The sequence below is a fragment of the Polyangium sp. 15x6 genome (assembly GCF_029960785.1).
GTDB lineage: Bacteria > Myxococcota_A > Polyangia > Polyangiales > Polyangiaceae > Polyangium.
Window position 1 is genome coordinate 18,358 of sequence record NZ_JASBQE010000123.1, and the last position, 14,360, is coordinate 32,717.

Here is a 14,360-nt window from a genome sequence, read left to right on the forward strand (position 1 = left end):
CCGGTTCGTCGGAGCCGGGCCCCCGCGCGTTCGTCATGTCACGGCGCGCATTCGCCGTTCGTGCACACGTTGGAGATGCACTCGTCCGGCAGACCGCAGGGCGTGCCGGCGACCTTGAGGCAAGTCGCCGCGTCGCTGCACGCCTCGCCCGCGCCGCACGCGGGATCGGCCGTGCCCGCCACGACCGGCGTGCACGTGCCCACCGAGCCTGCGTTGTTGCAGGCGAGGCAGGTCCCGTTGCACGCCGTGTTGCAGCAGACGCCGTCCGTGCAGAAGCCGCTCTGGCAGGAGTTCGACGACAAACACGTCGCGCCGCTCGCGCCCTTCGGCACGCATGCGGTGCCGTTGCAGTAGTTGCCCGCGGCGCAGTCCGCGTCCTGCGCGCACGTCGTGGCGCAGGCCGTCGCGCCGCAGACGTACGGCGCACAGGCGACGTTGTCGTTCGCCTGGCACGTGCCGGCGCCGTCGCAGGTGTCGGGCTGGTTCGCGACGCCGTTCGTGCAGGACGCCGTCGCATCTCCGCACGCCGTTCCCGCGACGTCGTCCGTTACCTGCTCGGCGCCTGCGGCGTCGCACGTGTGCTGCTTGCAATCGCCCGCCACCTCGTTCGAGGACGGCGTGCCTTGCGCCTTCGGCTCTTCGCCGCAGTTCTTGTTCGCGTCGCAGATCGCGTTCACGCACGGGCCCGACGCCGGAGGGCAGTCGGTCGCAGGATCGACGCAGTTGCCGGCGCTGCCACCGACTCCACCCGCGCCGCCTTGGCCACCTTGGCCACCCGCGCCGCCTTGGCCACCCACGCCACCTTGGCCGCCTTGGCCGCCTTGGCCGCCTTGGCCGCCTTGGCCGCCAGCGCCACCTTGGCCGCCTTGGCCGCCGGTGCCGCCCGCACCGCCGTTGCCGATCGGGATGGCATCCCGATCGACCGACGCGACGAGCTCGCAGCCCGCGCCGACGGAGAGGGCAACGCCCGTGCAAACCACGAGCGCTGCCCAGCTTCGAGTGCTCCGTGCCTTCATCGCTCTTCCGATCAGAACTTGAACGACACGACGCCGCCGCCGCCCGTCGGGCCCACGAAGGGCGCGACGACCGGCTTGTAGAGCTTCGTCTTCGCCGCCTGCTGCTGCGCGGGCTTGTCGTCGCCGCCGAAGAGCAGCACCGCGCCCGTCACGCCGAACGTGAGCGCCACGGCGAACGACATGTCCGCGATGAGCGCGTTGCGATCGGTCCTGTCGGCGTTGTCGACCGTCGGGTTCGCCTCGAAGTCGCTCTTCGCGCTGAGGGCCGAGACGCCGAAGATCGTGCCGACGACGGCGCCCACGCCCGCGAGGCCGAGCGTCACGTACGCGGGGACGTACGACTTCGGCGCGGGCGGCGGAGCCACCGGCTCCGGCGGAGGCGGCGGAGGCGGCGGAGGCGGCGGAGGCGGCGGAGGCGGCGGAGGCGGCTCGGCTTCGAGCTTCGGCGCCGACAGCTCCTTCGTCTCGCCGAAGGTGACCTCGACCTCTTGCGGCTGCGAGGTGATGAAGCCCTTCGCCGAATACACGAGCGTGTGCTTGCCGGGCTCGAGCTTCAGCTCGCCGGCGGGCGCGGGCTCCTTGCCGTCGACCGCGACCAGGAGGCCGGGGGCCGTCTCCGGCGTCGTGGCGATCTTGACCGTGGCGGGCGTCTTCTTGAGCGCCTCGATCTTGGCCTTCGCCTCGTTGACGCGATCCTCCCACTTCTTGGGATCGAACTTCTTCTTCTTGTCGGCGGCCTGCTCGTCGATCGCCGCGAGGAAGCCCTGGTAGGCCGCGACGGCCTCCTGCACCTTGTTGAGCTTCTCGAGCGTGACCGCGACCTTGAACTTCGCGTTGAGGCCCGGGAGCGTATCGTCGGCGAGCTTGTAAGCGTCGAGCGCGACCTGGTACTCGCCCTTCTCGAAGGCGGCGTCGCCGTCCTTCATGGACTTCGTCGCGAGGTCCTTCTTCTGCTTGTCGGTGAGAGGCTTCGCCGGCTTCGTGGGCGCGGCGGCGGCCTTGTCGTCCTTCTTCGCGGGCGCGGCGGCGGCCTTGTCGTCCTTCTTCGCGGGCGCGGCGGCGGCCTTGTCGTCCTTCGCGGGCGCCGCGGGCGCGGCGGCCTTGTCGTCCTTCTTGGCCGGCGCCGCCGCAGGCTTCTTGTCTGCGGCGGGGGCGGCGGGCGCGGCGGCAGGGGCCTTCGCCTGCGCGTACGCGGCCGGAGACGCCGTGAGCGCCAACAGACTCGTGAGCACTGCTGCCGTGTGCAACGACGTCAGCCGGCCCGAACTCGATCGCATATCTAAGCCCTCCTCACTCGTCTCTGCTCGACTCTCTGAGTTTCGCTGAATTAACTCGCGCGGCGCGCGCGACACAAGAGGTTTGAGCAGCGCGCTTCCGCGCGGCTCCCCCACCCGGCGCGCCTCAGGGCACCTCGCCCCGCTCGACCCACGCGGGAAAACGAAGCTTCGCCTCCACGGCAAACCCCTCCACGGCCTCGGCCATCCGGACCGCGCGTTCTCCCCGCGGCAGCCGGGCCCGGAGGTCGGCGAGCCCCTCCAGAAACCGCGCGAACCGCGGATCACCGAACAGCGCCTCCAGGTCCTCGCGGATGCGCCGCACCGCCCCCGGGCTCGTGCCGCCGGTCGCGAACGTCATCGTCAGGCCCGCGGCCCGCGCGACGGCCGGGTTCACGAAGGTCGACAGCTCGGGCCTGTCGAGCGTGCACACGAGCCCCCCCTCCGCGAGCCCGCGGGCGTGAAACGGCGCGGCGCGGCCGTCTTCCGTGGTCGCCACGAAGACGATCGCCTTGCCAGAGGCGTCGTCCGCCAAAGGCTCCCTCCGCTCGAGGTCGATCCGCCCCTCGGCGGCCATCGCCTCGATCGCCGGATCGACCTCCCCCGGCGCGACGACCACGACCCGCGCTCCCGCCGCGAGCAGCCGTTCCACCTTGGGCACGACCTCCGCGCTCGCCCCGATCACGAGGGCCTCGCGCCCCTGCACATCCAGCTCGATCGGCAAGTACCGCACGGATCCCGTGTACCACAGGTCTTCATGTGTATAGTCTTTGTACAATGTTTGATAATGTTATACAAATTGTGGCTTGACACCCGCCCCCAAAATTCATCAATCTTTGTACAATGTCGTCGTAACATGTTGACGTTTGTCTAGTGTTACATGCGCCAACGATCACTGCGTTGACGCGAGCGAGAGCAGGGAGGTCGGTCGTGGAAATGAGCGTGACGATGCCGGCGGCGACGATGGCAGAGACGCCCGAACGGATCCCGGGCGCCGCGTTCCGAGCTGCGGCAACCCTTCACCTTCAAAGAAATCCGCACCTCTCGCGCGAGTCTTTGGCGCGGGATCTGCGCGAGCGGCTGGCGCGGTGCGGCATCCGCTATCACCTGCGCACGCTGAAGCGGCAGCTCTCGGGCGCGGTCGCGACGGTGCCGCCCGAGGTCTCGCGCGTACTGCGCGACATGATCGCCGAGTCGGGAGGCGCGGACGCGATCACCGCGATCGAGCAGGCGCTCGTCGAGGCCGGGCTTTCGGGCGAGTCCGCGGCCACGACGCCCACGTACATCGCCTGCGAGCGCATGCTGCCGCTCGCCCAGCTCTGGCTCTATCTGCACCCCGAGCGATCGAAGCGCGCGCTCGCCCTCCGCCTGCGCGAGGAGCTCGAGCGGATCGGCATCCGCCTCAACGTCGACTCGCTCCAGAGCATCCTCGCCGGCAAGCAGCGGCTCGTGCGGCGCGAGATCCAGGACGCGCTCTTCGCGCTCCTGCGTCACGCCGGCGTGACCTCGGCGGCCGACGCCGAGGCGCGCATCGAGGCGATGTCCCGCGAGATCCGCGGCGCGCAGGAGGGCCGGGCCTTCGAGAGCGCGCGAAAGATCCACGAGCTCGCGAAGGCCTGGAAGATCGAGCACAAGGAGCCCTCGTCCCGCAGGCTCGCGCTCCTGCTCAAGCAGCGGCTCGCCGAGCGAGGCATCGCGATCGGCCTGCCGCACGTGCAGAAGCTCGTCGACGGGCGCGCGCGCCGCGTGCGGCACGCGATGGCGAGGGCGATCGAGTCGATCCTGCGCGGAGAAGCGTCACCCGCCGCGATCGAGGCGCCCGTCGCGAAGGACGGACAGCCCTCCGGCGTAGAGCTCGATCTCGCCTGGGTGAAGGCCGCGCCCATCGCCGAGCTCGCCCGCAAGCACGTCGCCGAGAACCCGGGCATGACGATGCGCAAGCTCGCGATCAAGCTCTCGCGCGAGGTCGAGGCGCTCGGCTACGCGACGAGCCCGAACACGATCCAGCCGATCCTTGGTGGTCACAAGAAAAAGACGCGCGGCTTCATCTACCGCGCCCTGCTCCACCTCGACGGCGCCGTTCCCACGCGCGTGCCCCACGAACACGTCTTCGGCGCGCCGCGCGGCGAGCGCTCGACCGAGCCTCCACCCTCCGTGGATCCACCTGCCGATTCCGAGACGAGCCCGCGGAGCCACCTCGCCCCAAAAGCGTCGAGCCCTGAAGCGGCGCCGCGCAAGCCGCGCCCGGAGAGCCTCGGCGCGAGCCTTTCGCAGTCGCCGTTCGGGGCCTACCGCGCGGCGATCCAGCGCTACCAGGCGCTCGATCGCGAGACCGAGCTCGAGCTCGCCCGGCGCTACCGGCGCGAGGGGGATCACGCGGCCGCGAACGCGCTCGTCGAGAGCCACCTGCAGTTCGTGGTGAGGGTGGCCTCGCAGTACCGAGGCTATGGCATGCAGCTCGCCGACCTCGTGGAGGAGGGCAACCTGGGCCTGCTCGAAGCGGTCCGCCGCTTCGAGCCGTCGCGCAACCTCCGCTTCAAGACGTACGCGATCTACTGGATCCGCGCGTATGTCGTGGACCACCTGCTCCGCGAGTGGAGCATCGTCGGCGGCGGGACGGGGCCGCTCGTCTCGCGGACGTTCTTCCGGCTGCGGCGCGAGCGGGCGAAGCTCGAGATGCAGCTCGGCGAGGGCGACGCCTCCATCGACGCGCTGCTCGCGACCCGGTTCCAGACGACGGAGGACACGATCCGCTCGATGTCGCTGCGGGTCGCGGCGCGCGACACCTCGCTCGACGTGCGGACGCACCACGACGACGGTCCGACGCTGCTCGAGACGCTGCGTGATCCGTCGTCGGATCCGGAGCACCTCACGGCGAGCGCGGAGCGCGACGCGATCGTCCGCGGCGTGGTGGACCGCGTGTGGAAGGCGCTCGATTCACGCGAGCGGATCATCGTCGAGGAGCGGCTGCTCTCCGGCGACGACGAGGTAAGCCTCGCGGATCTCGGCCGCCGCCTCGGCGTCTCGCGCGAGCGCGTGCGCCAGCTCGAAGCGCGCACGAAGTCGAAGCTCCGCAGCGCGTTCGAAGCCATTGCGCGTGAAGGCGGCGAGGCCGCCGAGGTCCCGCCTCCTGCGATGCAACCCGAGCCCGAGTCCGAGAGCGAAGTGCTCTGCGCCTGAGCGCCCTTCAAGGCTTCTTCTCGGGCGGCGGCGGGTTCGGCGGGGCAAACACCTGCGTCCGGAACGTGAGCTTCCGATCCGCATCCCCGATCCGCGCGACGAACAGGCCCACGAACGATCCGAAGAGCGAGTCGCCCGGCCCGATCGCGGCCGAGCCGCTCGGACGTGTCACCCAGCGCTTGATGCGATCCTGCGTCTCCTGGCTGATCGGGTTCACCTCGACGAGCGCGGCGACGAAGTACCGCACGTTGTCGTCGAGTTGCGATCGCTCGACCAGGCGGAGCTTTCGGGCCTCGGCGCACTGGCGCAGCACGCCCTCGATGTTGACGGCGACCGTGTCGACGAGCCCGCCCGGCTGCGTGATCTGCAGCCGAAACACCTCGTCCCAGAGATCGTAGACGACGCGGCACGTCTTCGCGGTGAGCGCGACGGGCTCGGTGCCGCCCTCGCGGAACACCCACGCGCGGAGCACGATCACCGTGGGCAAACCGCTCGAGAGCTTCTTCTCGATTTCGGCGTCGACCACGTCCCGGAAGGGCACGTTGATCACGGCCTGCTTGCCCTCCAGCGCGACCACCGCGTTCCTCGTCGGCAGCGCCGCCGGGGTCTTCGGCGGCTCCGCGCGCGCGGTCATTGCCGGGGCGGTCAGGGCGGCGAGGGCCAGCGCGAAGAGCGCCGCCCGCCGGGTCATTTGCGTTCCCCGTTGCGCGCGGCGACGAGCCCGAACACGTTCGAAAACGCGAGCGTCACGCCGCCGAGCTTCGTGTCGAGGCGCAAGCCGATGTTGCCCGTGACGTCGACCGGGAGGCGCGACCAACCCCGGTATCCCGTCGGCGGATCCGTGAACTCACGACGCGTCGCCACCGAGTAGAACCCCGCCGACGCGAAGAGATCCACGCCGTAGACCGACTCGCGCCCCGTGTAGAGCGGGATGCGGTACTCGCCCTCGATCTTCGCGGCGAAATCGCCGTATCGAACCTCGATGATGTCCGTGCCGAGCAGGTTCGGCGGCTGCCTTCGATCCGGCGCGAGCGCGAGCAGACGATCGGGCAAGAGGTCGGTGAAATCTCCGACGTAGAACTGCTCGAAGAAGGGCGCGTCGCCAGCGATCGCGCCTGCGTACGCATCGAACCGCACGACGTGCCGCCAGGGCAGGCGCCACCAGCGCCTGAGTGTCGCCTCGAATTTCTGGAAGCTGTAATCGCTGCCCGGGATCCCGATCGTCACGGACGCCTGCGCGAGTGTGCCGCGCGCGGTCAAGAACGGCGCGTCGCGCGTGTCGTACGTGAGCGCGCCGCGCACGGTCGAGAGCACGCTGCGGCCGGGCCGGATCGAGAAATCGATCGGCTCGCGCGAGAGCCCGCGCATGTGCGAGGCCGCGACGGGCACGGTCGCGTCGATCTGTTCGAGGTGATAGTCGAGCGCGAAGGACGAGGAGACGCCGAGATCGTGGCCCGTTCCGATCGTGGCGCCGAAGCGGCGGTAGGCGACGACCGCGTAGTCCGTCACCTCGCGCTGCGCGATGAGCGGCGCTTCGAAGAGGACGTCGCGGTTGCCGAAGAAATCGCGCGCGTCGTTGTAGAGCACGGTCAGCGCGGCGGACCAGCCCGTCCCGACGAACGACGGATCGACGAAGCTCGTGCGCAGCGCGTACTGATCCGCGGCGAGCGCGACGCCTGCGCCGAGCGTGATGCCCGTGCCCGCGAGGTTCGTCTCGGCCACCTGCACGCCGAGGAAGGCCGAGAGCGGGCGAGCGTTCCCGGCCGTGTCCTCGTCCGCGGCGACGCCGGCCCAGAGGTTCTGCACGACGAGCGTGTTGCGCTCGACGACCTCGATGATCAGCACGGCCGCGCCGCGCCGCGAGCCCTTGCGCAGGCTGAGATCCACCTGCGCGAAAAAACCCGTCCCGAGGAGCCGATAGCGCGTGAGCTCGAGCTCCGGGTCGTCGACGTCGAGCAGATCCCCCGCGCGAAACTTCACGTACCGGAGCACCACGCGCCCCGCGGTGCGGACGTTGCCGCGCAGCTCGATTCCTTCGAGCGTGTAGCGAATGCGGGCTCGCTGCGGCGCCTCGGGTGGCGCGGTCGCGCTCGGCGATGGCGGATCGGCGGCCGAGGCGACGGCCGGCATCGCCAGGGCGGCGAGGGCGGAGAGCCTGACGAGCGAGCGCGCGCCGATCACGTGTTTCGTCCGCTGCCCCGCGACATCGCTCGTCGTGCGCTCACTTCACCTTGGGGATGTACTGCGGGATGACGAAGTACACGAGCTTGATCCCGTTCTTGCCGCCGAGGACCTGTCCGTCGGGCGTACGCACGCGGATCAAGGCGCGCATCACGAGCAAGGTCGCGGGCTTGATCGTGTTGTTCACGGCGTGCACGCGGAAGCTCACGGGCGCGTCGCCCTGCAGGCCGTAGAACGTGGTGTCCGAGCGGCTCGCGTAGGGCAGGGGCGTGGCCGCGCTCTCGAGCGTCTCGATCTTCGTGATGAGCGTGCTCGCGTCGAACGGCATCATCCCCTGATCGACGGGCGGGTTCTGGTACGCGAGGTCCGGCACGCCGTCGCCCGTGCAGTCGACGCCGCCGTCGCACGCGTAGTTCTCGTGCGCGGTGGTCACGTCGTGCAGGCCTGCGTCCGCGAGCCGTCCGAGGAGCCGCACGACCTCCTGCGACACCGAGCCGCTGCCGACGTCCGTCTTCGGCACGAGCGGGTAGTCTTTCCCGCCAAACGCGGGGTCGTGATAGAGGCTGCCCGTCTGCGTGGCGAGGTCCGTGAGATCCGCGCGCGCCGCGCCCGGACTGCCCGTCGCGACGGGTACGCCGACGACCTTCGCGTTGATGTTGTTCAGCGCGGTCACCGCGTCGGCGTACGTCTTCACCGTCCCGCCGACCTTGGCACCGTCGTACTGGTGCGTGACGTTCGGCCCGTTGTGGAACGCGGCGTCCGTGATGAGCACGAAGATCGGCAGCGACTCGGGCCGGAAGCACGGCGCGCCGATGCTGCCGGCGAGCGGACAGGCGTGCTGCGGATAGTTCCAGATCCCGCCGATCGTGAGCGCGTAGTTGTTCGGGTTCGTCGCGGCGAGCCAGAGCGCCTGCGACGTCCCCTCGGGCGCGTCGCCGCCGCCGCCGGCCGTGAGCGTGCCGAGGATCTGCTTCGTCGCGACCGGCGCCGTGTACTTCTGCCCGTCGAACGCCGGCGGCGCGAGGTCCCCGGAGATCGTTTGAGCACCAACCTGGAATCGATACCGATAGAGCGCGTCCCCATCCTGCCCGTACGGCAGCCACGGCACGTCGCGCACCTCGCCCACGCCGATCCACGCGTCGCCGATCGCCGGGATGGGCGGGCTCGCTGCGGGATCGCCGTTCAGGAGCGTCGGGATGATCTCCGTGTCGATCGACGCCTTCAGGTTGTCGATCGCGGGCTGCATCGACGCCGTCGTGTCGATCAGGAAGTAGATGTCCGCCTTCGCGACGCCGGTGGAAAACGTAAAATCTTTCGTCTGCTCGCCGCCCTGGTACGGCAGGACGAAGTAGAGCCCTGCGTCCGCGGGCACGGAGCCCTTCTCCGTCGGGCTCGATCCGGCCGCGAGCTCGACGAGATCGATGACGCCGTCCTCGTCGCAGTCGACGCGCACGCGGCAGCCCTTGGCGCCGTCCGCGTCGTACGTCGTCTCCTGCGTGTCCGACACGCCGTCGTTGTCGCTGTCGAGATCCCGCACGTCGGGATCTCCGTCGCCGTCCGAATCCGCGAGCGGATCGCAGGCATCGTCGCGGGTTTGTCCCGGCTCGTCGTTCAACAGGAACGGGTTCGCGGCTTCGTCCGCGTCGAGCACGCCGTCGCCGTCGCTGTCGTTGTCGAGCGCGTCGGGCGTGCCGTCGCCGTCCGTGTCCTTGTCCGGGCCGAGCTCGAGGAAGTCGGCGATGAGGTCCTTGTCCTTGTCCGTCGGATCGCCGCAGGTCCCGCCGGAGTCGATGAAGAGCGAGCCTCCGTCGCCGCCCGCGCCCGCGGCGCCGGAGGACGACGACATGCCGCCGCCGCTCCCGCTCACGTTCCATCCACCGGGCTTGATCCCGGAGTCGGGCGAGCAGGCCAGCGGAATGACCGAGGCGGCTGCGAGGAACGAGAGCCCGAGGCCGAACGAGCGCAAGCGGTTCTGCTTCATCGTGCACCTTTGCCGGCAGAAGGAAGGCGACGCGAAAACGCCGGCTCAGGGTAACACGTCGGCCCGCCGTTCCCTCCGTCGCCTCGCTCGGGGGTGCATCTCTTCGCTCAGGGCCTCTTCCTCGGCCGCGTGCTCGTCCGCGTCGGCGCGCGGATCACTCGCGAATCGCTGCCGCAATCGCCTCCGGAGCGGCTCCCGGCCGCGCGCGCCGGCCGCCTCCTCCGCCGGCGGGAGCGGCGCCGCGTCGAGCCGCACGAGATCCGCCTCGGCCACGGCGGGCTCGTCGAGGTGCTCCACCGCCCGCACGAGGAGCCTCCGCACCTCGGCGCGCACGGCCGCGTCACGCGTCCATCCGGGACGCGCCTGCGCCACGATCGCCCGCGCGAGCAAGAGCTCGGCGCGACCGCGCACGTCGTCCGGGATCCACGTCGCGAGCGCGGGATCCGCGGCCGCCGAGAGCGCGCGCCGCAGCGCATTGATCCGCCTCGGGCCGAAGCGCGCCGCGTCCTCGGCTGCGCACGTCGCGAGCCGCGAGAGCCTTTGCGCCACGAGCCGCGCCGCGTGTCCGACGGGCTCCGCCTCGCACGTGGGCAGAGGCCGCGCGCGATCGAGCGCGAGCAGCACGGCCGCGAGGCACGCGCCGGCCACGACCACCGTGACCATCACCATCGCGACCTCGGCGTGGGATTGCGGCACCCACCCCGTCGTCAGGGCGACGAACGCGGCGCTCGCGGCGAGCACGAGCCCCGTGCATCCGAGCGCGCCTTGCGTGTGCGCGATGCGCCGCGTCGGCCCTTGCCGCACGAGGCGCCCCCCGCTCGGCAGACGCTTCATCGCGCGTGACGCGGCCTGATGCAGCCCGACCGACAGCGGGCCGAGCTCCAGCTTCGGTGGTTCGCGGAAGGGGGATTGCGGCGCCCCCGCGCGCCGAACGCCGGTCATCGTCGACCGACAGTACCAGAGGAGCACCCTCGACCGAAGCGCGCCCGATCACCTCGGCGCGTGTGTCAGCGAGGCTCGATTCGTTTCGCTTTTTCCTCGTGCCCGCTCGTCCCTGCGCGCGCAGCGAGCACACGCACCACGTCGCGCAGCGGCACGCCGCGCGACGCGAGCCCCACGAGCACGTGGTACACGAGATCCGCGGCCTCGCTGGCGACGCGTGGTTCGTCTTCGCCTTCGAGCGCGCGGACGAGCTCGTCCGCTTCCTCGCGGATCTTCGCGCCGATCTTCGCCGGACCTCCGTCGAGCAGCGAGCGCGTGTAGCTCTTCTCCGCGCTCGATGCGCGTCGCGCCTCGATCTCTCGCTCCAGCACCTCGAGGAACGCGGCCGCATCCACGCCGGACTCCGCGGCGATCCCGGCCTCGTCCACGCGACGGAAGAAACACGCGGGTTTGCCCGTGTGGCACGTCGGCCCGACGGGATCGACGAGCAGGAGCAGCGCATCGGCATCGCAATCCGCGACGATCGCTGCGACGGCGAGCGTGTTCCCGCTCGTCTCGCCCTTCTCCCAGAGCGCGCCTCGGGACCGGCTGAAGAACGTCGCTCGCCCTGTCTCGATCGTTCGTTCCAGCGACGCGCGGTTCATGTACGCGAGCATGCGCACCTGACCCGTCAGCCTGTCCTGCACGATCGCGGGCAAGAGCCCCGCCTCGCCCCAGGCGAGCTCCACGCGTCAGCTCTCCTCGGACGGAGGCGGCTCGCTCGTCCGCTCTTCCTCCACCGGCTTCTTGTTTTTCTTCGCCGCGACGGCCTTCTGCGCCTTCGTCGCGGGCTTCTTCTTCACCTCGCGCGGCGCTTCGGCTTCGTCTTCGTCCGCATCCGCCGACGCGTCCTTCTTCGCCGCGGCGGGCTCGTCGTCCTCGTCCTCGTCCTCGTCGGCGACGTTGCTCTCGGCCTTCTTCTCCTCCGCCTCGTCGTCGACCACGGTCGGCAGCGGGATCGCCATCGCCGCTTCGGGGTGAGCGATCGCGGCCTGGTGATACACGGAGAACGCGAACGCCGCCGCGACGCCCGTGCTGAGCGCCACGGCTTGCGACGTCGAGAGCTGGATCGTCGCCGAGGTCCCGAACGACTCGGGCCGCAGCGCGAGGAACAGCACCACGGCCGGGACGAACGCGAGGATCTGCGACAGGCGCCGCATCGTGGGGTTCTCGACCATCTTCGAGATGCCGACCACGTAGCCGACCCCGAAGAGCACGAGCGCGAGCGGCAGCAGGATGTGCTCGGGCAGCGACGGCGGGATCCAGCCGCGCTCGTCGTCCGCGCGCAGCATCTCCAGCAGGAAGCGGCCGACGCCGTAGGCGAACGTGAAGATCAAAAAGATTTGACCCCGAAACTTCTGGTACCGCCGCGAGACGAGCAGGAGCACGAGCAGCGTCACGCCCACGAGCGACTCGTAGATCTGCGTCGGGTGCACCGGGAGCGAGGCCGTCGCGTCGTCCTCGATGAGGTGCTTCTTCACGTGCTGGATCCACGCCGGCGAGCCGCCCGGCGCGCCGCTCGGCGTCTCGATCAGCGAGGGATCCCAGCGCGGGAACGTGCCGAGCTTCTGCAGCCACGCGGGCGCCGTCTTCTCGAGCGGCTGGCCGAAATCACAGCCGAAGAGGTAGCAGCCGACGCGCGTGATCATCAGGCCCGAGGCCAGGCTCGGCACCGCCACGTCCGCCCACGGAAGGAGCGGGATCCCGTGCCGCCGCAGGAACACCAGCGATCCGACGAACCCGCCGAGGAAGCCGCCGTACGCAACGAGCCCGCCCTTGCGCACGTCGAGCATCGCGCTGAACGATTCGAACTCGTTCAGGTTCGTAACGATGTACAGGACGCGCGAGCCCACCACCGCGGCCACGGCCGTGACCACGTAGTTGTTCGCCATCAGCTCCTTCGGCAGGCCATCTCGCTCCGCGAGTCCGAGCGTCAGATACCAGCCCACGACGAGCGACAGGCCGAGCATCACGCCGTAGCTGTAGATGGGCAGCGGGCCGATCGGCACCGTGCTCGCGCGGAACACGAACGCCGCGGCGCCGAGGGCCGCGGTGGCGACGGTGGCGCCGATCGCGAAGGACCTGTTCTTCGTCACGAACTGGTAGATCGCGACGATGGCCGCGATCCCTGCGAGCGCGCAGAGGACCCAGAGCAGCGGCAGCGTCGTGCGCGGGAGCGGCACGCGGAACAGGATCGGATGCATGGCCGCCCTTCCTTACGCTTGCCCCAAGGGCCGGGCAAGCGTCGCCGGTGATCGCGGCCCTTTTGGTCGAGGGGCACCTGCTGCTACGATGCCGATGTGCTCAGACGAGCGACCACGATCGGCGCGTGCGCTCTCCTCTCGCTCACGCTCGTTTCGTGTGTGCCCGAGGGACCGCCCACGGCAGACGCCGGCCCCGCGCAGCCCGCCCGCCCGGCGGCGCAGCGCCCCCAAATCACGGCCCCGACCGCCCCCCTGGTCCCGCCCGGCCCCCCGATCCTCGCGCCCTTCGAGGACACCTTCGACCGCGCCGCGCTCGGTGAGGACTGGAACGCGCTCTCGCCCGGCTGGCGCATCGAAAACGGCCGCCTCTGCGGCAAGAACGCGCGAAACCGCGGCGTCTGGCTCCGCCGCCGGCTGCCCGTGAACGCGCGCATCGAGTTCGACGCCTACGCCGAGAACGCGATCGGCGACCTCAAGGTCGAGCTCTGGGGCGACGGGCAGAGCGGCGCGACGAGCACGTCCTACACGAACGCCACGAGCTACATCGCGATCTTCGGCGGCTGGCGCAACTCCAAGCACGTCCTCGCGCGCCTCGACGAGCACGGCGACGATCGGCTGGAGATCGACGTCGATCCGAAGAGCGACGACGAGCGCGAGCGCCCCGTCTCCGTAGGCCAGGCCTATCGATTCCGCGTCGAGCGCGCGGACGGAAAGACGATCGTTTGGTCCATCAACGGGGTCGAGTACTTCACGCTCACCGATCCCGAGCCGCTCGCGGGCCCTGGGCACGAGCATTTCGGCTTCAACGACTGGGAAGTCCAGGTCTGCTTCGACAACCTGAAGGTCACGCCGCTCTGACCGCATGGAACACGCCGAGGTCGACCGCGCCCTGGAGGATCTCGACAGCCGGATCGAACGGCTGCGAGCGCTCTACGAGCAGTACTTCCTCGGCATCGAGAAGCTCGAGCCGCTGGTCCCGCGCAAGGAGCTCGAGCGGCGCATCATGCTCCTGCGCCGCGAGCAGATCCGGAACACGGCGCTGCGCTTCAAGTTCCAGACGCTGATCCAGCGCTACAACACGTTCCAGCAGTACTGGAGCCGGGTCGCGCGCGAGATCGAGAACGGCACCTACCAGCGCGACGTGCTCCGCGCGGCCGCGCGCTTCGGCGCGAAGGACGCGCTGACGATCCTCGGCAAGAAGCAAAAAGAGAAGTACGCGAAGCTCGCCGCCGCGCAGGAAGAGCGCCGCGCCCGCATCCGCAAGCAAGCGCTCACGATCGACGAAGAAACGCTCGCCGACGAGGATCTCCTCGCCGATGACGTCGAGGATTTCGCCGACGAGGAGCTCGCCGACGACGCGCTCGAATTCACGACCGCGGAGCCGCCGCCGGCCAAGGCCGCGCCTCCACCGCCGCCGCCCCCGAGGCACGCGGCCCCGCCGCCGCCGCCCGCGGCCCCGAAGCCGGCTGCGCCGCCTCCTGCGCCTTCGAATCCGGGACGGATCTCCGCGCCGCCGCCGCCGCCCGCGATCGGAAAACCACCT

Annotated in this window: 11 protein-coding genes and 1 pseudogene; 3 read left to right on the forward strand and 9 right to left on the reverse strand. The window is 70.3% G+C overall.

The features are described 5' to 3' along the window. Positions 1-38 precede the first annotated feature (38 nt). The 3 genes from QHF83_RS46625 to QHF83_RS46635 all read right to left on the reverse strand — a co-directional run bounded on the left by QHF83_RS46625 (position 39) and on the right by QHF83_RS46635 (position 3,023). Positions 39-1,016: a hypothetical protein gene (locus QHF83_RS46625; protein WP_282424610.1), complete on the reverse strand. Its 978-nt coding sequence runs from the start codon at positions 1,014-1,016 to the stop codon at positions 39-41. Between the two features lie 11 nt (positions 1,017-1,027). Continuing rightward, a complete protein-coding gene (locus QHF83_RS46630; protein ID WP_282424611.1) occupies positions 1,028-2,293 on the reverse strand; it encodes a PEGA domain-containing protein in 1,266 nt (421 codons plus the stop codon). A 124-nt stretch (positions 2,294-2,417) separates the two neighbouring features. Continuing rightward, positions 2,418-3,023 carry an NAD(P)-dependent oxidoreductase gene (locus QHF83_RS46635; protein WP_282424612.1) on the reverse strand — a complete coding sequence of 202 codons (606 nt, stop codon included), beginning with the start codon at positions 3,021-3,023 and terminating at the stop codon, positions 2,418-2,420. Positions 3,024-3,226: 203 nt separating this feature from the next. Between QHF83_RS46635 and QHF83_RS46640 the strand changes: the two genes are divergently transcribed. Next, positions 3,227-5,470 (forward strand): sigma-70 family RNA polymerase sigma factor, encoded by a 2,244-nt coding sequence (locus QHF83_RS46640; protein WP_282424621.1) that lies wholly within the window; start codon positions 3,227-3,229, stop codon positions 5,468-5,470. Positions 5,471-5,477: 7 nt separating this feature from the next. Here QHF83_RS46640 and QHF83_RS46645 read toward each other — a convergent pair whose 3' ends face one another. The 6 genes from QHF83_RS46645 to QHF83_RS46670 form a co-directional block, all read right to left on the reverse strand. Next, positions 5,478-6,161: a hypothetical protein gene (locus tag QHF83_RS46645; protein ID WP_282424613.1), complete on the reverse strand. Its 684-nt coding sequence runs from the start codon at positions 6,159-6,161 to the stop codon at positions 5,478-5,480. Next, complete coding sequence (locus tag QHF83_RS46650) at positions 6,158-7,651, reverse strand: BamA/TamA family outer membrane protein (protein WP_282424614.1); 1,494 nt, start codon at positions 7,649-7,651, stop codon at positions 6,158-6,160. The genes QHF83_RS46645 and QHF83_RS46650 overlap by 4 nt, the downstream gene beginning before the upstream one ends. A gap of 40 nt (positions 7,652-7,691) precedes the next feature. Then, complete coding sequence (locus QHF83_RS46655; RefSeq protein ID WP_282424615.1) at positions 7,692-9,632, reverse strand: hypothetical protein; 1,941 nt, start codon at positions 9,630-9,632, stop codon at positions 7,692-7,694. 45 nt (positions 9,633-9,677) lie between these two features. Continuing rightward, positions 9,678-10,574, reverse strand: a complete 897-nt coding sequence (locus QHF83_RS46660) for a hypothetical protein (RefSeq protein WP_282424616.1) — start codon at positions 10,572-10,574, stop codon at positions 9,678-9,680. Between the two features lie 65 nt (positions 10,575-10,639). Next, on the reverse strand, positions 10,640-11,302 hold the full coding sequence (gene hisIE / locus QHF83_RS46665; RefSeq protein ID WP_282424617.1) for a bifunctional phosphoribosyl-AMP cyclohydrolase/phosphoribosyl-ATP diphosphatase HisIE: 663 nt from the start codon (positions 11,300-11,302) through the stop codon (positions 10,640-10,642). A 3-nt stretch (positions 11,303-11,305) separates the two neighbouring features. Then, positions 11,306-12,817, reverse strand: coding sequence for a prolipoprotein diacylglyceryl transferase family protein (locus tag QHF83_RS46670; protein WP_282424618.1), 1,512 nt, complete (start codon positions 12,815-12,817; stop codon positions 11,306-11,308). A 96-nt stretch (positions 12,818-12,913) separates the two neighbouring features. Here QHF83_RS46670 and QHF83_RS46675 point away from each other — a divergent pair, with 96 nt between their 5' ends. Both QHF83_RS46675 and QHF83_RS46680 read left to right on the forward strand, forming a co-directional pair. Beyond that, entirely contained in the window at positions 12,914-13,675 is a 762-nt protein-coding gene (locus QHF83_RS46675; RefSeq protein ID WP_282424619.1) for a hypothetical protein, read from the forward strand. A 4-nt stretch (positions 13,676-13,679) separates the two neighbouring features. Then, positions 13,680-14,360, forward strand: a pseudogene (locus QHF83_RS46680) (hypothetical protein); the annotation flags it as partial.